General features: G+C 40.5%; 23 protein-coding genes. 12 read left to right on the forward strand and 11 right to left on the reverse strand.

Going from position 1 to position 18,013, the window contains the following annotated elements; genetic code table 11:
- The first annotated feature begins 179 nt into the window (after positions 1-179).
- Positions 180-2,753, forward strand: a complete 2,574-nt coding sequence (locus tag CK510_RS10575; RefSeq protein WP_245912039.1) for a hypothetical protein — start codon at positions 180-182, stop codon at positions 2,751-2,753.
- A 23-nt stretch (positions 2,754-2,776) separates the two neighbouring features.
- On the opposite strand, the gene CK510_RS10580 is transcribed toward CK510_RS10575, so the two are convergent.
- The 3 genes from CK510_RS10580 to CK510_RS31655 all read right to left on the reverse strand — a co-directional run bounded on the left by CK510_RS10580 (position 2,777) and on the right by CK510_RS31655 (position 3,644).
- Positions 2,777-3,139, reverse strand: a complete 363-nt coding sequence (locus tag CK510_RS10580) for a DUF5615 family PIN-like protein (RefSeq protein WP_095721666.1) — start codon at positions 3,137-3,139, stop codon at positions 2,777-2,779.
- A complete protein-coding gene (locus tag CK510_RS10585) occupies positions 3,140-3,379 on the reverse strand; it encodes a DUF433 domain-containing protein (protein WP_211293153.1) in 240 nt (79 codons plus the stop codon).
- Positions 3,380-3,488: 109 nt separating this feature from the next.
- Positions 3,489-3,644 carry a hypothetical protein gene (locus tag CK510_RS31655; protein WP_158224877.1) on the reverse strand — a complete coding sequence of 52 codons (156 nt, stop codon included), beginning with the start codon at positions 3,642-3,644 and terminating at the stop codon, positions 3,489-3,491.
- A gap of 204 nt (positions 3,645-3,848) precedes the next feature.
- On the opposite strand from CK510_RS31655, the gene CK510_RS10590 reads away from it, so the two are divergent.
- A complete protein-coding gene (locus CK510_RS10590; protein WP_095721667.1) occupies positions 3,849-4,181 on the forward strand; it encodes a hypothetical protein in 333 nt (110 codons plus the stop codon).
- 65 nt (positions 4,182-4,246) lie between these two features.
- Here CK510_RS10590 and CK510_RS10595 read toward each other — a convergent pair whose 3' ends face one another.
- Positions 4,247-5,251, reverse strand: coding sequence for an NAD(P)-dependent alcohol dehydrogenase (locus CK510_RS10595; RefSeq protein WP_211293154.1), 1,005 nt, complete (start codon positions 5,249-5,251; stop codon positions 4,247-4,249).
- 194 nt (positions 5,252-5,445) lie between these two features.
- On the opposite strand from CK510_RS10595, the gene CK510_RS10600 reads away from it, so the two are divergent.
- Complete coding sequence (locus tag CK510_RS10600; protein ID WP_095721668.1) at positions 5,446-6,114, forward strand: TetR/AcrR family transcriptional regulator; 669 nt, start codon at positions 5,446-5,448, stop codon at positions 6,112-6,114.
- Between the two features lie 211 nt (positions 6,115-6,325).
- Here the strand turns inward: CK510_RS10600 and CK510_RS31660 are convergent, their stop codons facing one another.
- Positions 6,326-6,499 carry a hypothetical protein gene (locus CK510_RS31660; RefSeq protein ID WP_158224878.1) on the reverse strand — a complete coding sequence of 58 codons (174 nt, stop codon included), beginning with the start codon at positions 6,497-6,499 and terminating at the stop codon, positions 6,326-6,328.
- Positions 6,500-6,861: 362 nt separating this feature from the next.
- On the opposite strand from CK510_RS31660, the gene CK510_RS10605 reads away from it, so the two are divergent.
- The 6 genes from CK510_RS10605 to CK510_RS10625 all read left to right on the forward strand — a co-directional run bounded on the left by CK510_RS10605 (position 6,862) and on the right by CK510_RS10625 (position 10,569).
- Complete coding sequence (locus CK510_RS10605) at positions 6,862-7,326, forward strand: hypothetical protein (RefSeq protein WP_095721669.1); 465 nt, start codon at positions 6,862-6,864, stop codon at positions 7,324-7,326.
- Positions 7,327-7,498: 172 nt separating this feature from the next.
- Complete coding sequence (locus CK510_RS31665; protein WP_158224879.1) at positions 7,499-7,639, forward strand: hypothetical protein; 141 nt, start codon at positions 7,499-7,501, stop codon at positions 7,637-7,639.
- A 21-nt stretch (positions 7,640-7,660) separates the two neighbouring features.
- Positions 7,661-8,608, forward strand: coding sequence for a DUF4351 domain-containing protein (locus CK510_RS10610; RefSeq protein ID WP_095721670.1), 948 nt, complete (start codon positions 7,661-7,663; stop codon positions 8,606-8,608).
- 558 nt (positions 8,609-9,166) lie between these two features.
- Positions 9,167-9,406: an antitoxin gene (locus CK510_RS10615; protein ID WP_095721671.1), complete on the forward strand. Its 240-nt coding sequence runs from the start codon at positions 9,167-9,169 to the stop codon at positions 9,404-9,406.
- A gap of 1 nt (position 9,407) precedes the next feature.
- Complete coding sequence (locus CK510_RS10620) at positions 9,408-9,812, forward strand: type II toxin-antitoxin system VapC family toxin (protein WP_095721672.1); 405 nt, start codon at positions 9,408-9,410, stop codon at positions 9,810-9,812.
- Positions 9,813-9,924: 112 nt separating this feature from the next.
- The gene (locus CK510_RS10625) at positions 9,925-10,569 is read left to right on the forward strand and encodes a glutathione S-transferase family protein (RefSeq protein WP_245912042.1); all 645 of its coding nucleotides are present in this window, start codon (positions 9,925-9,927) and stop codon (positions 10,567-10,569) included.
- Between the two features lie 29 nt (positions 10,570-10,598).
- Here the strand turns inward: CK510_RS10625 and CK510_RS10630 are convergent, their stop codons facing one another.
- The 5 genes from CK510_RS10630 to CK510_RS10650 form a co-directional block, all read right to left on the reverse strand.
- Complete coding sequence (locus CK510_RS10630; protein ID WP_095721674.1) at positions 10,599-10,790, reverse strand: hypothetical protein; 192 nt, start codon at positions 10,788-10,790, stop codon at positions 10,599-10,601.
- A gap of 72 nt (positions 10,791-10,862) precedes the next feature.
- The gene (locus CK510_RS10635; protein ID WP_095721675.1) at positions 10,863-11,315 is read right to left on the reverse strand and encodes a hypothetical protein; all 453 of its coding nucleotides are present in this window, start codon (positions 11,313-11,315) and stop codon (positions 10,863-10,865) included.
- A gap of 160 nt (positions 11,316-11,475) precedes the next feature.
- The gene (locus CK510_RS10640; RefSeq protein ID WP_095721676.1) at positions 11,476-12,327 is read right to left on the reverse strand and encodes a hypothetical protein; all 852 of its coding nucleotides are present in this window, start codon (positions 12,325-12,327) and stop codon (positions 11,476-11,478) included.
- On the reverse strand, positions 12,327-12,596 hold the full coding sequence (locus CK510_RS10645) for a hypothetical protein (protein WP_095721677.1): 270 nt from the start codon (positions 12,594-12,596) through the stop codon (positions 12,327-12,329). Before CK510_RS10645 ends, CK510_RS10640 begins: the two co-directional genes overlap by 1 nt.
- A gap of 78 nt (positions 12,597-12,674) precedes the next feature.
- Positions 12,675-13,367 carry a hypothetical protein gene (locus CK510_RS10650; protein ID WP_143289272.1) on the reverse strand — a complete coding sequence of 231 codons (693 nt, stop codon included), beginning with the start codon at positions 13,365-13,367 and terminating at the stop codon, positions 12,675-12,677.
- 220 nt (positions 13,368-13,587) lie between these two features.
- On the opposite strand from CK510_RS10650, the gene CK510_RS10655 reads away from it, so the two are divergent.
- The 3 genes from CK510_RS10655 (at position 13,588) to CK510_RS10660 (ending at position 17,227) form a co-directional block, all read left to right on the forward strand.
- Positions 13,588-13,800, forward strand: a complete 213-nt coding sequence (locus CK510_RS10655; RefSeq protein ID WP_095721679.1) for a hypothetical protein — start codon at positions 13,588-13,590, stop codon at positions 13,798-13,800.
- A 232-nt stretch (positions 13,801-14,032) separates the two neighbouring features.
- Positions 14,033-14,173 (forward strand): hypothetical protein, encoded by a 141-nt coding sequence (locus CK510_RS32690; RefSeq protein ID WP_211293155.1) that lies wholly within the window; start codon positions 14,033-14,035, stop codon positions 14,171-14,173.
- Positions 14,174-14,290: 117 nt separating this feature from the next.
- Positions 14,291-17,227 carry a plasmid replication protein, CyRepA1 family gene (locus CK510_RS10660; RefSeq protein WP_095721680.1) on the forward strand — a complete coding sequence of 979 codons (2,937 nt, stop codon included), beginning with the start codon at positions 14,291-14,293 and terminating at the stop codon, positions 17,225-17,227.
- Positions 17,228-17,347: 120 nt separating this feature from the next.
- Here the strand turns inward: CK510_RS10660 and CK510_RS10665 are convergent.
- On the reverse strand, positions 17,348-18,013 hold a 666-nt coding region (locus tag CK510_RS10665; RefSeq protein WP_095721683.1), incomplete at its 5' end, for a pirin family protein.

Consider the following 18,013-nt stretch of genomic DNA (forward strand, 5'->3'; position numbering starts at 1 on the left):
ATTTTTCTGTCAATGCGTAAGTCCTAGCTTATTGAAAAAGTCTTTTTGTCAATAGGGTTTGAGATGCGCTAACCCTGCCCAAAGTAGTCGCCGAACTCCAGGATTTTGCAAGAAAACAATGGGTAGAAATTGCTACGGGACGTTCCATAAAGTTTACTTCTGGATTAGCTCAACCAAGTTTGGAATTACAGCATGATGAAATCAGTATTCCATTTTTAGAAGAAGGAGAAGAAATTATCATTACCCGTTCTCCTTTGATTAATTCTAATGGTGTAATTACTTTAAAAAACAAGCATTTACCAGAAATGTTAGATGGCTGTGTTTATATTCATCCAAAAACAGCAATGGATAACATGCAGTGCGATTTTGATGGTGATTTGTTAGCATTTTCATCTAGTAAAGATTTTCCTCATTTAGCTGCTGAAGTTAAGGACAGAAATCTACCAGAAAATCGCTATCCCGATATTATCAAGAGGGATAAAGTGCCATATAAAGGTAGTTTTGAGGAAATTGCTATCTCCGCGATGGAGAATAAAATTGGCATTATTGCTAACGAAATTCAGAAAAATATGGCGTTACAATGCGAAATTTGTGCAATGCCGCAAGCTGAAAAGTTTAATTATCTTCAGAAGGTTTCAGCACATTTTAGTTTTCTAGTCAAGAGTTATGAAGAAGGTAAATTACAGATACCAGAGAAGATATTACAGCAAATGCATCCAATTACATTATTACGGAAACAAAATATAAATAATTATCAGGTTTCACAAACATTAAAGTTGGTGAAAAAAATATTTAAAGATTGTGTTGCTGAGTTGGGTAATGAATTACAAGTTGCTGCGGATGGAGCTAAAAGTGCTTTACGTCCAAATGATTCAATTATTCAATATTGTCAAGCTATTACTGGCTACAAGGAAGTGGAATGGTTGGCTGATAAGAAAAATCAGGAGGCATTTACAAATCATGGTATGAGAACTAATGGTTATAGTCCCATTGATTTGATGATTAAACAAACTAATCAAATATTTGAAGAAAATCAACTTGTTGCGCGACCAATTGAGCAATTTAGAAAGCTTTATCCTGGGGTTAAATTTACTGACGAGCAGAAAGAAAAGGCACAACAAATAAAAAATGAGTATAACTCCCAAATTAAAAATCGTATTGAATTGGCAGATAAACAAAAGAATGAATCGGGACCATACCTTGTAATTACTTCTCCTAGCACTGGAAAGCAATTAGAAGTGACTAATTTAATTAAGTTTAATGCTGCTAAAAATAGTGATTTTTGGAAAGCATCAGAACTTAGTATTCAGGTTAGGGTAGGAAATCCAACTGAAAAAATGCCTCATACTTTGTTTGCTCAAGGAAAATTTATAGATTCTGATGGTAAGGAGGTGAATGTTCCAATTGGTACAATTAGCATGAAGTCGATGAAGGAGTATAATATTCAGCCTGGGATGTCGATACAGCAGGGTAAAGTTGAGTTTCATTTTGGTATTAGTGATGAGATGGTTGATACTTTAAAGCAGCAAACTAGGGAATATATTGAGTCAATTAGGCAGGAAATACCAGAAACAGAGAAGTTACAGCTAGCAGCTGCAATTCACGATATTAGCCATACTGGAGAGAGTAAAAATTATTCGGGTTTGAAGAAAGCTGGTGTTGCATTTAGTGTTTTTCCCGAACATGCTCAAGCACAACTCCAAAACCTTCAATTTACCGAGATGCGGGTGATTGGAACTCAGTTTAATGAGTGTGCGGGAAGGAACTTTGCAGGGGAAAAAGTTGCAGTAAAATTTATGGACGATATAAATCCTCGCGAACCGACTAAAACTGCTCGTTGGGTGGCTGTGGAGGGGAAAAAATTGGGGGTTATCGATACGCGATCGCCCCATTTGCTTTCTGGCTGTGAAGCTGTTGCATCTATTACCTCTTCCCCCAGTAACAGCATTATTGTAACCAGTTTGAAAAATCCTGAGAATAAGTTACAGATCGATCGCGTTAACCAATATGCTTTTGCTAATCATAACTGGCAGGGTGAGCGAACAAATATTACTCTGGATGTGCGACAAACTGATTCCAGAAAAGCACCTGTCGTTTTTGCGAAAATTGGAAATCAGGTTTTGGGGGTTTTGAATAAGCAATCTGTAGATTTTTTAACCCAACAGCTTGCCAGTAAGGGGAGGACAATACAAGGACTAACAATTGCGGGAACTGTTAATAAAGCTCCTCCCAGTTATGCGGATATTGTGATTGACCCAAATAGTGTTAAATTTCCTGATATTCAATTGGAAAATCAAAATCAAAGTATTGCAACTGTAGCGATTATCGCTGGGGCAGTTGATCCAAAGTTTCAGGCAAAGACTGAGCAAGTTTTGTGCAATATGCTTGAACGTGCTGTCAAACGTGCTGTAGAAAGTGGTTTCGAGAAAGTACAGTTTGTCGATGTTTCCCCAAATCCTACACCACAGATTGCGGAAGCTTTACAGCAAATTGCTGGAGAATATAAGGATATTAGGGTTGAGTTTATTGGTAAAGCATCGTTAGAAGAAGGGATGAAATTATTGAAGCAATCGTCAGATATTGTTCTTGGTGTTAAAACAGCAGAAACAGTTGGGATTATTCAATTTATGGCTAGTCGAGGGAAAGCGATCGCTACCTACATCCCAGAAACAGGAGGCTTTGAGCGGTATAATTTACCTCTGGCTCAAAAGGCTGTTGAGGTTGCCGAGCATAACTTACAATCTGAGCGATGAATTACCGATTTAACCATAAGTATTTATATAGGCAATCGTCTGACCCGGAAGGTTCTATTTCTGACAGAAATAATTGCACCTGCATCTAAATCATCTTGACATTGGCTCAATACTTCAGTCAAACGTTCATTAATTAAATCGTAATTTTCATTACCTAATCTAAAAATAATTACACTTGGTAATACTTCGCCACTCGCAGCTAACAGTTGAGCAAAGTCTAAATCAACCGTTAGCACAACTCGTTCTTCAGCACAGGCTTTAACTAAAATTTCCTTATCTGGTAGCCTTTGGAAGCCCTCATCGCGTAAATGCACAGTATCATAGCCAGCATCACGCAACCAAGCTACAGTGCGTAGGGAAATTCCCATATCTGCTAAAAATTTCATTTAACCAGCTTGGTAAGGTTGAAACTCGTAAACTCGTTCTTCAGTCAACCATGCTGCGTAGAGGAGCGATTGACGAATATCTTCTGCCTCTAAATCGGGATATTCTCCTAATATTTCTGCTGCTGGTTTCCCATTGGCTACTAAATTTACTACGAGGGAAACAGGGATTCGCATCCCACGAATACAAGCTTGTCCTCCCATGATGCATGGGTCGAAGGTTATTCGGTCTAAATTTACCATCAATTTCTCCGGCAATATTTTTGGCTTTCTTCTTATGATGACAGCTGGTCCAATTTTTCGACAATTTCCGATCGGATTTATGAGTATATGAAAAATCACATTTTGTTAATTATGCGATCGCAACAACCTTTATCCCTTGTTTGGTGGCAACAACAGCTTGGGAAGATGTGTAATCAAACTTCAAAGTATTAACCACTGCATCCACATCATAGGTTTTGATTATTTCCCCCGTCTGAGCTTCCACCACTGCTAGAATTTGCCCCACACCACACAATAACCTGTGCCCATCACCATCAATTCTTCCATACCTCTTGCCGATTTTGTCTTTTCAATATCTCCTGCTTGAAATAAATACTGGTACTTTATATTACATAATAAGCAGGACAAATTGGTATAAGGACTTGTTAGCGAAATCGGAATTCTCAAATTTATCTTGTCCCCAATATAAACTTTTCCGAGAAATTTACTTTTGATTCCCCTAATCATTTTTGCTGTGTTACTTGCATTGGATAGCCCGGTTCCGGAGGATAGTTTGACTATCCAACCTTGGGGAAAGGTTTATCATATTGCCTATTCTATGGGCTTTGGCTTCGATACAACCTATAGAGAAATGGGATTGTTTGAATGCGATCGCATGGGTTTATATTGTTGGCGAATACATAGCTTTCGCAGAGCTATGGCTGGCACGGGTTCTATTAAGTACGATCCCAAGACAGATCGAATGACCATGTATCGTGGAAGTGGAGAGCCGATCTATGTGCGATCGCGAAGCGGCTCCTTTGAGCATCGCGCTCTGAGGTAATTTATGCCAAAAATAAATAACAATAAAATCGATGGATGGAAATAATTTTGCCCGAAAGCTTAATATCACGAAACCGTAATTGCCACTTTCCCTCGCACTTGTCGCTGTTCCAAATGCTGGATTGCCGCAGGAACTTCGCTCAAGGGATAGACTCGATCGACATAAGGACGAATTTTGCCAGCTTCGATCGCGTCTTTTAACACGATTAAATCGCTTTGGTTGGGTTTGCAAGCCAGAAATTTGATTTTTCGACCACCGATTTTAGAAGTGACCAAATCGAGAAACATGGCTTGAAATAATCGTGTCATCGAACCACCAACTACAACGAGAGTACCTGGGGTTTTCAAGAACGGGAAATAATCAAAAGGCGAATTGTAGGCAGCATTATCGAGTATCAAATCATAGTAGTGCTGTTTTAATTTAGACTTGGCTTGAGTGGAATTGCAAACGTAATCCGCACCAATCGACTTCACCATTTCGACTTTGCCCGCACTGCATACACCAGTCACCTCAGCCCCAAAAGCCTTGGCAATCTGGACTGCAAACGACCCCACACCACCGGAAGCGCCATTTATCAACACTTTGTATCCTGGCTGAATTTGTCCCACATCTCGTAGTCCCTGGAGTGCTGTCACCGCAGAAACGGGAACCGTTGCAGCCTCCTCAAAACTCAAATTGTTTGGAATGATAGCGATCGCAGTTTCGGGAGCGCATACATATTCGGCAAACGCACCAAAACCCGATTCCGATAAATCGCCAAACACCCGATCGCCTGGTTGAAACTGGGTCACACTTTTCCCCACGGCTTCCACTTCTCCCGCTACATCGCAACCCAGAATTTTAGTTTGAGGTTTGCGTAACCCTCCGTAAATAAAGCGTATAAAAAACGGCTTCCCCCGCATCAAATGCCAGTCACCAGCATGGACAGCAGCACCACGAACTTTAATCAGCACAGTATTATCGGATACAACGGGTCGAACGACCTCCTCCATTTTCAACACATTGGTCGAACCGTATTCATGCTGCGCGATCGCTTTCATTTTGTGGGCTATTCGATCGGGATTAATCATTGGTTTTCAGGATTATTGCTTGGGTGTTTTTCTGGACTAAAGGAGCATCTGACTCAAAAAAACAGTTGCACCTAAATTTTGCGCTTAATATACTTTTGGCTTACACTGTAAGTTTAGCTTACGGCGTAAGTTTGTCAAGATAAATCATTTAAGATTGACTTCAGACTAGAAAAAATTCATGTAACCGGGATGAAATGGAAAAAACGAGTAACTCGAAATCGCTGCCCCCATCGCCTTTGAGTCGGGAACGGGTATTGCAAGTTGCGCTGCGGATGGCAGATGGGGATGGGATTGAAGCGCTGTCGATGCGAAAAATTGCCCAGGAACTCGGTGTCAAGGCAATGTCGCTGTATAATCACGTTGCCAATAAGGACGATATATTGGATGGCATTGTTGATATGGTGGTTGCGGAAATTGAGTTACCTGACCCGAAAATTGATTGGAAGGCAGCTATGCGGCAACGGGCTATTTCGGCTCACACGGTATTATTGCGTCATCCTTGGGCTGCAATGGCAATGATGTCGCGGGTGAATGTGGGGTCGGCAATGTTGCGCTATGTTGATGCGACTTTGGGATTTTTGCGGGAAGCTGGTTTTTCCTTCGAGACTGCGGATCATGCTTGGAATGCGATCGACAACCACATTTATGGGTTTACGCTCCAGGAGTTAAATTTCCCCTTCGAGCCTGGGGAATATGCCCAACAGGCTGAAAGCTTTATTTTGTTTATTCCTCCAGAGAAGTATCCCTACATGAATCGACTTGCCCATTACGTCATCGAAGGTCGATATGATGGCTTGCATGACTTTGAATTTGGGTTGGATTTGATTCTCGATGGTTTGGAAAGGTTGCGGGAAAAGCAATAGGGTAAGGATGAATATAAATATCGCTCGTGCCAAAGTTAACACTTGCGATCGCCACCTCTAAAATTATATTTTTATCCTAATGTGTGTAAACTTTCTAGTTTCTCGATTACCTATCCAAACGACTGCGAACAGCTTTTCCATCACGATTGAGAACGTGGGTATAAATCATTGAAAAATACATAACGTCGAATCCAAGAAATATAAGTTTTTTTTAGTACAGTAGGGATAATATTTGAGGCGTATTACATCCTGAACCTGTTCCATCAAGTTCTTTGGGGGTTTTGTCATAGTTTGGTATTTGGAAAAATTCTGCATATTGTCTTAATACAGGATGATATTCGGAAATTATCTGAATATCAGGGTGAATTATAGGGAAATTTTCCATTTTTTCCCTCTAAATGGGTGAATATACAGAAGAAGTATAGATATTGTCGGAAAAAGGGTGTTATGTGGAAACTTTGTAAATATCTATAACAAACTAGGTAAATAAGCGGAACGTTTCTGTATATTTCTCATATCCCGCTAAATTCTATATATTATGATTTATGAGTCCTACATTCCAGTTACTGCAATACTCCACGATTACATATGTGGAAACTGTCAGTAGAATAAGTAATGCCGCTCATTCCTTGGTGGGGACATAGCCAAAGCTCATCTGTTGGCGTTCACAGTTGAGTTAACGTGAGATGGTTAATGAGAGCATTACTTGAAAGTTTTTAGAGGGAAATTGTTAAAGGAAGTAAACACGTGGACACACTAAACTTGATTGTTCAAATTGCAACTATTATTTCTGTTTTAGTTGCTGCCGCCACAATTTGGGTTAGTGGGCAGATGAATCGAAGACAGTTAAATGTACAAGTATTTATGGCATATACCGATCGTTATGAGAAAATAATTAACGATTTCCCTGAAGATGCTCTAAGTTTGAGATTTAATGCAGTTGAAGAACTGCCTCCAGTAAGCGATCATCTGAGATTGTTTGCTCTTAAACTCTTAAACCTATCATCGGAAGAGTATTTCCTTTGGAAAGCAAAGTATCTTGATGACACTGTATGGAAAGTTTGGGAACGAGAGATTAAGCGTATGTTGCATACTCCACTAATGATGAGAGAGTGGACTGCGCTCAGAGTTGAATATGATTCACAACCAGACTTTATCAAGTTTGTTGATTCAGTACAACGGCAATCAAGAAGAAGCGTAGGCGCAGCATAACAACCCCAATGCACGCCGACCGCTGAGAGGTTATCGGTTGGAGTTTTAGAATATCTGCGGCGGGTGATTGGGAACGTTAATCTAGCCATTGAACAAAATACCCGAAACTCTTTCAGTATAAACTTCTACACAGTAAAACCCGTTAAATTGTTGCAGTGTGGGAGTTTTGCTTTTGTTTGTTTTTAATCAATTAGCGAATCGTACACCTCAAAGTCAATATCGATATAAATGGAGCGATCGCACTGCTAAAAACTACCCATGCCAATTGAGCGATCGCTGTCAGGCAATAAATCGCGGTAATATCAGAACATGAGTACCATCTACCGTTCGACCAGTGACCGACGAATTACAAAGAGCCGATAACGATTCCCCCTGGAAAGAAATCCTCGAAGCCTACTTTCCCCAGGCAATGCAGTTTTTCTTTCCCCAAACCGCAGCCCTGATTGATTGGGAACGTCCCCACGAATTTCTCGACAAAGAATTCCAGCAAATCGATCGCAACGCACAACAGGGAAGACGCTACGCAGATAAATTAGTGCGCGTGTGGCAACTCAACGGCGAAGAAATTTGGCTGTTAATCCACGTCGAAATCCAAGCTGAATCAGAAGACGACTTTGAAGAAAGGATGTTTATCTACAACCTGCGGATTTTCGATAAATTTGCCAAACCCGCCATCAGTGTGGCAATTTTGTGCGATTCCAGTCCCGATTGGCGACCCCACCAATACAGCTACAATTATCCCGACACCAGGTTAAATTTTGAATTTGGTACAGTCAAATTACTCGATTACCGAAATCGTTGGCAAGAACTAGAAGCCAGTAATAACCCCTTTGCAACGGTAGTGATGGCGCATTTGAAAACCCAGGAGACTCGAAAAAAATTAGGAGAGCGCAAAACCTGGAAATTTAGCCTAATTCGCAGGCTATACGAACAAGGATGGCAAGAAAGAGACATTCGTAATCTATATCGATTTATTGATTGGATTATGATGTTACCAAGGACATTAGAAGCAGAATTTTGGCAAGAATTTAAGCAATACGAACAGGAGAGACGCATGAGCTACATCACAACAGGCGAACGCATTGGCTACGAACGGGGGGCGCAAACCCTAGTCTTACGGCAATTACAAAAACGCTTTGGCGAGTTACCCCAATCTGTGCGGGAACAGGTTCAATCTCTTTCAACAAATCAATTAGAAACATTGGGTGAGGCTTTGCTAGATTTTACAGGGTTAGATGACTTAGTTGCTTGGCTTGCGGAAAATCCTGCAAACTCGAATTAACCGAGATTAAACCCAAATTTTCAAGGCGATATTTCCCATCAACGCGATCTGCAAGACCCAACCGCCAAAACGCAGTATGTACCCTGGCAAAACGAACATTATCAAACAGACCATAGCTATTACCACAGCAACGGTAAGAACCTTTAAAATATCTTATCAATTTCTCCTATATCCAGCATGAGACGAATACTGGGATGTCGTAATTACTTTCCTGTAAAGAAGGTTGTTAATATATCTTCATGAAAAACTATAATTTCCCGAAGTGCAAAAGTTGCACTTCGGTGAGAATCTACCGAACAGCACTCATCACTCATAAGGCTTTTTAAGCTATAACTCGATGTTCAAGTTTTTGAACTCTAAGCCTGAAACCCATTATTCTCGTTACTTGTTTTGCCTCCAGCAAAGCCTGAAACCCCTGATTTATCGTCACAGCAGAGGGCAGAAAACAGTATTCCCTCCTGACAAATGACGAATGCCCTCTGCCTTTATTCGGTAACTCTGTACCATTAAGGAATTATCGGTCACATAGATATACTAAACATTCACAGAATAACTAAAATGAAAGCAAAATATCACGTTAAACTTATTCAACAAGGGAACACCCAAACCCTCACGATACCCGCAGAACTAAACCTAAAAACATTACAAGTTATTATTCGACAAGAAGACGGAAAATTAATTATTGAACCCGATCGGAAAAAATCCCTTATTGAAGTGCTGTCCACCCTTGAACCTCTAGACGAAGACTTTCCCGACATTGACTTATGTCTATTACCTCCAGACGATATCGAACTTTAAAATGGATTACGCCTATTTACTGGACACTAACATAATTTCAGAACTCATCAAAAATCCCTTAGGAATCATTTTTTCAAAAATTCAAAGTACTGGCGAAGAAAAAATTTGCACGAGCATTATTGTTGCCTGCGAACTGAATTTTGGAGCTAGAAAAAAGAACTCACCCCAACTACTCGAAAAAATTGAAGCAATCTTAGATTGTATTGAGATTTTGCCCCTCACCGATCCAGTAGAGCAATATTACGCAGAAATCCGTACTTATTTAGAACAGCAAGGAACACCTATTGGTGGCAACGATTTATTAATTTCTGCCCATGCTTTGACTCTAGATTTAACCATTGTGACTGCGAATGTTCGTGAATTTTCTCGTGTCCCAAATTTAAAAGTAGAAAACTGGCTGAAATAAATGAAGGAGTCCGAACCGGAAGTTTATCGCCTACAATTTCTCAAAGCGAAGGGGCATGTTGGGCTTTAGAGTGAGAAAATATATAGGAGTAAACCATTTGGCTGAAAAAATAATGAAGCTGTACTACATGCCTACGACACGGGCAGTACGCCCTCGGTGGCTTCTAGAAGAAATGGAAGTTCCCTATGAATTGGTACGGGTTGATAAGAAGATGACTCAACAGCCAGAATATCAAAAGTTGCATCCCCATAGAAAAGTACCAGTTCTTGTAGATGGGGAAGTCACGATTTTTGAATCTGCTGCCATCTGTGCCTATCTTGCTGACAAATATCTAGATAAAGGACTAGCTCCAAGATTAGACCAAACTGAACGTGGTTATTACTATCAATGGCTGTTTTACGCTACATCGACATTAGAACCCCCTGTTGAGCATTTCATGTTTGATGTTTTACCATCACTACCAGAAAAAGTAATACCAACCAAGGTACGCTCTGCAATTTCAAAACAAGAAGCTTTAGAATGGTTTGACCGAGTTGCTGAACCCTTGAGAAAATCTATTGATGGTAACAATTATCTGGTAGCAAATCGATTTACGACTGCTGATGTTGTGACTGGAGGGGTTTTACTCTGGGCAAAAAAGCTAGGTATGTTATCAGATAGTGACCCTTTGAGTAAGTACATCAACAACTTAATGCAACGTCCTGCTTTTATCCGTGCCGATGAAGACTTTTACGCCAAGATAGCTCCAAGTGTGTAGTTTTAACAAGTTATTAATGCTACCTTACCTCACTTCTTTTTCTCTACCCACTCCCTACCAGCAGTTTCCGCTGCCTCAGCACTGTAATAAATTTTCAGTTCCCCAGATACATCACCACCAGGACTTATCACCCGAAACTGCCAGCATTGTACTTGAGTATGGAAGATGATTAATATGTAGCTATTAATGCTAGTAATGGTGTGAATTTTATCGTTAGTCATAGTTAATCATTGACGCTAACCCCAAAATCCACACCCAAAACTTCCTCAATTTGCCTCAATGTTTTAATCGACTCAAGCTGTTTCCAGTCCTTTCAAGACTTGAGCTACTTCCATTGGCTGCGATTCTAACTTGCCTTTGAGTTGCATCCTCAATACCCCCAACTTTTGATATTTCCCATCAACCCGATCCGCAATACCCAAACGTCGTGCAGCAGTACGAATGCGAGACTGGGGTAATTTCTGTATTAAAAGTGCGAGGGCTTCCGTATTCACATTATTTGCAGCGATATCAGCGCATGAAGATATATTTTTTACAACCTCGTTGGCAATTTTCAGATAGGGAAGCGTAACATTCCTCCGTGTTTCTAGCTTGTGAGGTAATTGATGCTGAACTTTAATTTCGTGATTATCTAATTGATTCCACAAATCCACCAAACCAGTGAATAAATCAAGTATTATCAAACTTACAAAAGCTAAAACCAAAGTAATGGTAAGAACATTTAAAAAGTCTTGAGTGTTTTCCATTTTCTGTGTCTCCAATATCCAGCTTGAAGAGAGTGCTGGGATTTCACATTTTCCTCCCCGTTAGGGGCTGAAGAAGAGGAAAAGGGGCTTTCTAACAATGAGGATATTACAGACAAAGGGGAAATCTATCAAAAATTTCCCCTGATACCTGATACTAAAACTACGCAGTTTCTAGTATTTCTATTTCTGAGATATTCTCCATCCAAGCTTTAATCGCTTCAATTTCGGAAATTCCATTAGTTATAGCTTCAACAACAGATTTCTGATAGGAATTGGTAGCAAAATCGGAATTCTCAAATTTATCTTGTCCCCAATATAAACACATGGTTTTCACCAGTTCGTCAATTTGATTTGGCTTCAACTGGTTTGGTCGTTCTACTTCCTGAAATTGTAGCCATTCTACAACTAATTCAACTGGATAATTCAGCAATGTACGAATTTGCTTAACACGTAAATCTTGATTAGTTTCTAATCCTGGAAAAACTCCAGATTGATTTGGTTGATTATGCTGTTGTTGAAAAGGAACCTCTTCTGGTGTAGCAACTAATTTAGATTGAATGTTGCTAATTATTCCAGCCCAATCTGCATCCCTATTCCATTCACTACGAATCCGAGTTTTAGTTGCAGCATCGTAAAGCCGACAAAATACGACATTCTCTTCTCCAGGAGTTGCAGCAATAATTAGAGGTTTGGAAAAATCTTTAACCTGTGATACTGCTAGTAAAAATGTTTTGGCAAAATTCGTTTCAACGCCAGTTCTGACGACATATATTTCATCTGCTGCAATCACAATATCCAGTTTTAAATTGTCCTTTCCTCTAAATTCCTTGCTCGTTAATCGTAGATTTTGTAAATATCCAGTTAACCCCCTTTGCTGCACTGGAATCGTCTTTTCGTTATTCATGTTGTAGTGATACCACAAGTAATATTCACCGCTCAATTCGCCATTTTTGACATACAAATAAATAGGCTCAGGGGGATTACAAAGACCTAATTTAATTTCAGTAACCATTAAAATTCCTCCAAATTATCTTTAATAGATGTGTCTACAGATTGTTTTTGAGAGTTGACTTTATTTGTCTGATATCCCGAAGCTTTTAGTACGGGAATTGCCGCATTTTTTACAGATGCTTTTGCTTGGTGGTAAAGATATTGGACTACTCCATCAGCATCTTCTTCCTCTTCCAATTGCGCCCAAAGAGAACAGCCTAAATCCAGGGATTCATACGACCCAAGATTAAATTTGCGACTGTAGGATATTGATACTGTAGTGATTTTCATACTTCATTCCTGAAGAGAATTTCTTGGTTTCAATTGAGATGGTGGGTGGTAAAAAGTAAAACCCACCTTTTTTTAGCCTTATGCTGTCAACAACACCATATTTTCTGGGAGTGGCTTGTAATTTTTGAGTTTCTCCCATTCGGTAGTTGTCAATTCATCACACGGCTTATCGAGTAAGCCTTCTCTATGGGAAATTTCGCTTTGTGCATCTACAAAATAAGTATGTCTAGCATCTATATCTGGTGAGGCTAACAGTATCCATAACAACCAAACAGCACTAGATGCAGAATCACATAGTATTTTTATCTTTGATGGACAGGAGACTCTAACTACCCACCAATTCCCATTTGTGCAACCAATTTCCCCAAGCTTCGTATCGTTGTAGTAAATCCCGTCGTCAAATATATCAAACTCAAACTTTTCGCATTCTGTGGCGATTTGTGCCATTATTTCATTGCCAGTAGTTACTTCTACCTGTTGTTGCTGTTGAGGTAAGGTTCCTTGCTTGTAGTGCCATGTAATATAGCTGTAAGACTTTGCCCAAGTGTTACTTCTATGAATTTCTATGCCGTTTACCATCACAACCCAACGCTGGGTTACAAAATCATCGGTATCGTGAGTGATGGTGGCTATTAGCTTTTCTCCAGCATATATTTCATGGTCGTAAAATGATATTTCTACAGCCCTGATACTATTTCCAGGCGCGATTGAGCCTAAACTGTCGTGCTTATTGGCATCGATCGCTTGCTGCGTAGAGCCTAGATACGTCATAATTAAACTCCTGACTTTTATAAAGGTCGGGTACACCATGCGATCGCACTAGTTTTCTCAGGATAGGCGAAAGCATGGTTGTTTTATCCTTACTATTAAAGTTAACATTAGTTATCCCAAAAAGCAACCCAATGGGATAACAAAAGAGTTGTTAGATACGTACACTTGTTATCCCCAGTCTTTGTTGATAACTTTAAGATGATTGAGCTAGGAAAGAGAAATGTCAGAGTCAAGGCTAAATATTAGGATTTCACCAGATAAAAAGGATGCTTTTTATCAAAAGGTTAAGCAAGATGGGAAAAACGCAACTGATGTCTTGATTGATTTAATCGATCAATACTTGGGAAGTAAAGCTGAATACGGTGAGATTTTAGAATTGAGACAACGAGTAGAAAAACTGGAAGAGGTATTGCTGGGGGAAATAGCCGCCTGAGAGAAGAAAATAATTCTCTCAGGCAGTTATTAGAAAAACTAAAGGAAATGCTCAAGGAGAAACCCGCTGACTATTAGGCGGGTTTACTGCTTTTTTATGCTTAATTTTTATTGTGATAACTATGTGTTACTATTTGGGATAACAGGAAGTTCTTGGGTCTGAAGTTAAGCAGGTGAGTATCTGTTTGAGGTTCGTTTGCGACTCAATAATTATCTCGTAACCAACCAACTTTATGGCGGCTTGCATTGTCAATGTCGCTCTATTTTCATGCAGTCTTGGAGGAATTATGGATTTGATAGCCGTAAATGATAGTCATAACAGCCCATTGGAGCAAATTAAGCAGATAGCTGTGGCACAAAGCTACTTTGCCTAGAAAGTAAATAGAAAGAAGTAGTAAATTTTTTAAAAAATAACTTTGATACAGCTTTTGAAGCGCAGCATTTGTAAGTTTGCTGGCGAATTTTCATGCGGCTAAAACTTGGAGTCACCTATGAACGCGATCGCTATTTCATGGACTAATTTCCAACCTCAACACTGGCAAGAGTGGTTATCGAGCGGGGTTGATGAAGAAATCATAAATCTTAATGTCAAATCTCTCGAAGACAGAACACCTTACGAGTATTTGATTTACAGCCCCAAAATATCACGCCGTAACGATGGACGCTTACGTGATGGGGATTTAATGAAATACCGCCATATTGAACACGGTGGTTGGTGGTGTAACGGAATTGACCCACTCGATGACTATAATCCCATGATGTGGGGATGTTTTAAACCCGACAGACCCAGACGTGACCGTAATAAAATACATAAGTATATCAAGTACGAACATCCCTACAAAGAGCCAACACGAGTATTTTTCCTGCAAGTGCCACTAAAAACTTGGAGGCTCGTTTCAAGATACTCTGGAATAGACATTCCATACGAAGATTTAGAAAATCCACAGGGCTTTTGGCATTGGGTTTGGCACAGAAACGTACCAGTGGTAATTGTCGAGGGGGTCAAAAAAGCGGCTTGTTTGTTGACGGCTGGTTATGCGGCAATTGCGATTCCTGGAGTTAATTCTGGCTACCGCACTCCGAAAGACGAATTTGGCAATATCATCGGGAAACCCAATCTTGTCCCAGATTTAAAGCATTTTGCGACTGAAGATAGACGGATTGACATTTGCTTCGATCATGACAAGAAACCCGAAACTGTAAAAAATGTCAGAACTGCCATCAAGCGAATGGGGAAACTACTTGCTGTTGAGAGATGCGAGGTTCGGGTAATTGATTTACCGGGACCAGAGAAAGGAGTTGATGATTTTGTTGTTGCCCAAGGTCAAGATTCATTTGACGAACTTTACGGCAAAGCTGAAACCCTTGATATGTGGCAAGTCAAACTTTTTACTTTGCTGACGTATCAGCCAGCAATTTCATTCGACCAAAAATACCTCGGACAAATCCAAATCCCGGATACTGAAAAGCTTATTATCTTAAAATCACCAAAAGGAACGGGTAAAACAGAGTGGCTAACTGGTGAAGTTGCGAAAGCGCACGAGCAAAATCGGAGGGTGTTAATTATCACTCATAGAATTCAATTAGGTGAGGCGTTGTGTAACCGTTTTGGGGTGAATTACGTCACGGAAGTCCGGGATTCTGGGACAGGAGACTTGCTTGGTTATGGAGTTTGCATAGATTCTCTCCACCAACAAAGCCAAGCTCGGTTCAATCCCAATGATTGGTACAACGACACGGTAATTATTGATGAATGTGACCAAGTATTCTGGCACTTACTCAACTCTGGAACCGAGGTAGCGAAACGTCGGGTTTCTGTACTCAAAAACCTCAAGTTGTTGATTCAGAATGTGTTGAGCAGTCCACAAGGAAAGATTTATTTGGCAAGCGCTGATGTATCAGATTGTGATGTGGATTATGTACTTTCCCTGGCTGGAGAAATAAAAGTTAAGCCGTTTGCAATTCTTAATAATTACCAGCCTGAATCTGGAAATTGCTACAACTATGAGGGTAGTAATCCCAAAGATTTAATTGCTGCATTGGATAGAGCAATTTCCCTTGGAGGACATCATTTGCTGTGCTGTTCTGCCCAAAAAGCGAAATCGAAATGGGGAACTCAGGCTTTAGAACAGAGATTTCGGATTAAATTCCCTGATTTACGGATTTTACGAATTGATAGTGAGTCAGTTTCCGATCCATCCCATCCTGCTTTTGGTTGCATCGCTCATCTCAACGAAATTCTTACAAAATATGACCTTGTGATTGCTTCCCCAAGTTTGGAAACGGGGGTATCGATCGACATCAAAGGTCATTTTTCCGCAGTATGGGGAATTTTCCAGGGAGTACAGTCTGCAAATTCTGTGCGTCAGATGTTGGCGAGATTGCGGGAAACTGTTGACCGTCATGTTTGGGTGAGAGGTTGCGGTATGGGCTTTGTGGGAAATGGTTCTACATCGATGGGTTCGCTTTTGGCAAGTCAACATGCAGCAACAAGAACAAATATTGCGTTGTTATCCCAAGCTGATAATGCCGATTACAGCATCGATGAGAATTTTCAACCCGAATCTCTACAAAGCTGGGCAAAACGAGCTTGTGTCATCAATGCCCAGATGCGGTGTTATCGGGAATTTGTGCTACAAGGTTTGGTTGAGGATGGTTATCGGGTGATTGATGCAGAAGATATTAAGGAGGAGGAGAGCGATCGCGTTTTTGGGGAAGTTAAAGCAGCTTCCCAGGAATTGTATTCGGAGGAATGTAATGCGATCGCTTCTTCTGAGAGTATCTCTGATTCTGAGTTTAAGAAGCTACAAGATAAAAAAGCTAAAACTAAAACCGAACGACATCAAGAACGGAAAGCGTCATTAAAAGAGCGTTATGGGATTGATGTTACACCTGCGCTTGTTGAGAAAGATGATGACGGTTACTATCCTCAATTGCGGTTACATTACTTTTTGACCTTGGGACGGGAAAATCTTGTCTCTCGTGATTCTAAGAGGGCTAAATCACAAATCGAAGAAGGTGAAAGTGCTATTTGGAAGCCTGATTTTAGCAAGGGACAATTATTGCCTGCTGTGTTGATATTGGAAAAACTCAATATCGGTCACTTTCTCATTCCAGGGATAATGTTTCGCGGTTCGGATGTGGAGTTGCAGAATTTGAAAGCTTTGGCTGTACAGTATCGGTACGTTATCCGCGACTATTTGGGGGTTACTATTTCGGAGGGGATGAGTGCGATCGCTATTATCCAAACTCTACTCAGCAAATTGGGGTTGAAGTTAAGCTATGTTGCCAGGATGGGGAGTAGGGAAAACCGGGAAAGGGTGTACCAGTTTGTTGAACCAAAAGATGAGCGAGATGTGATTTATCAACAATGGGAAAATCGTGTAGTCACTGAGGCTTCTCGAAGTGTTGTTGGTGTCCACCAGTGATAAATATAGTATCTACGAACTATTTAGTTGGACACAATCCACAGGTAATTTCCCAATTATCCAGGGGTGGGTTGAGTATTGCGGTTGATGGAGAAAATCATAAAAGTTTGGCAGGATATCTCAAAATCCTTCCACAAATGAATCGTCTGGTAGGGGAATAAACTCTGTTTCCGTTGGTACTGTATCGAACCGTCCTTCCTTCCAGTCAATTTTTGCTTGTTCGATGCGCTCCGGACGACTGGAAACAAAATTCCACCATTTGTAACGCTTCCCGACTGGTTCACCACCAATAACAACACAACGCGCTTCGGCATTCGAGGTAATTTCTACGGAATCACCTGGCTTTAAAATAATTAAAGAGTGTTGCTCGATAGGTTCACCATCGATGGCAATTCCAGGAGTGACGGCATATATTGCTTGTTCGCTATATTCCGAATTGACAGTAAAACTTGCACTTGGGTCAAATTTCACATCCAAATACAGCATTGGCGAGAAGATTTTGACGGGAGATTCGTATCCGCAAGCTTTTCCAGCAATTAGAGTCACAGAGGCACCATTACTTTTCCATTGGGGAAGGCTGCTTGCTGGATAATGATGGAAGGAAGGGGGAACTTCTTCATGTTCTTCGGGAAGTGCTATCCAAGTTTGAATTGCGTGAAGCGTAGTTTCTTGAGTACGGATATTTTCTGGAGTCCGCTCTGAATGAACGATACCGCTTCCTGCTGTCATCCAATTAACTTCCCCAGGACGAATTTCTTGGACAAATCCCAAACTGTCGTGGTGTAA

The sequence above is a fragment of the Brunnivagina elsteri CCALA 953 genome, assembly GCF_002289455.1.
Taxonomy (GTDB): domain Bacteria; phylum Cyanobacteriota; class Cyanobacteriia; order Cyanobacteriales; family Nostocaceae; genus Brunnivagina; species Brunnivagina elsteri.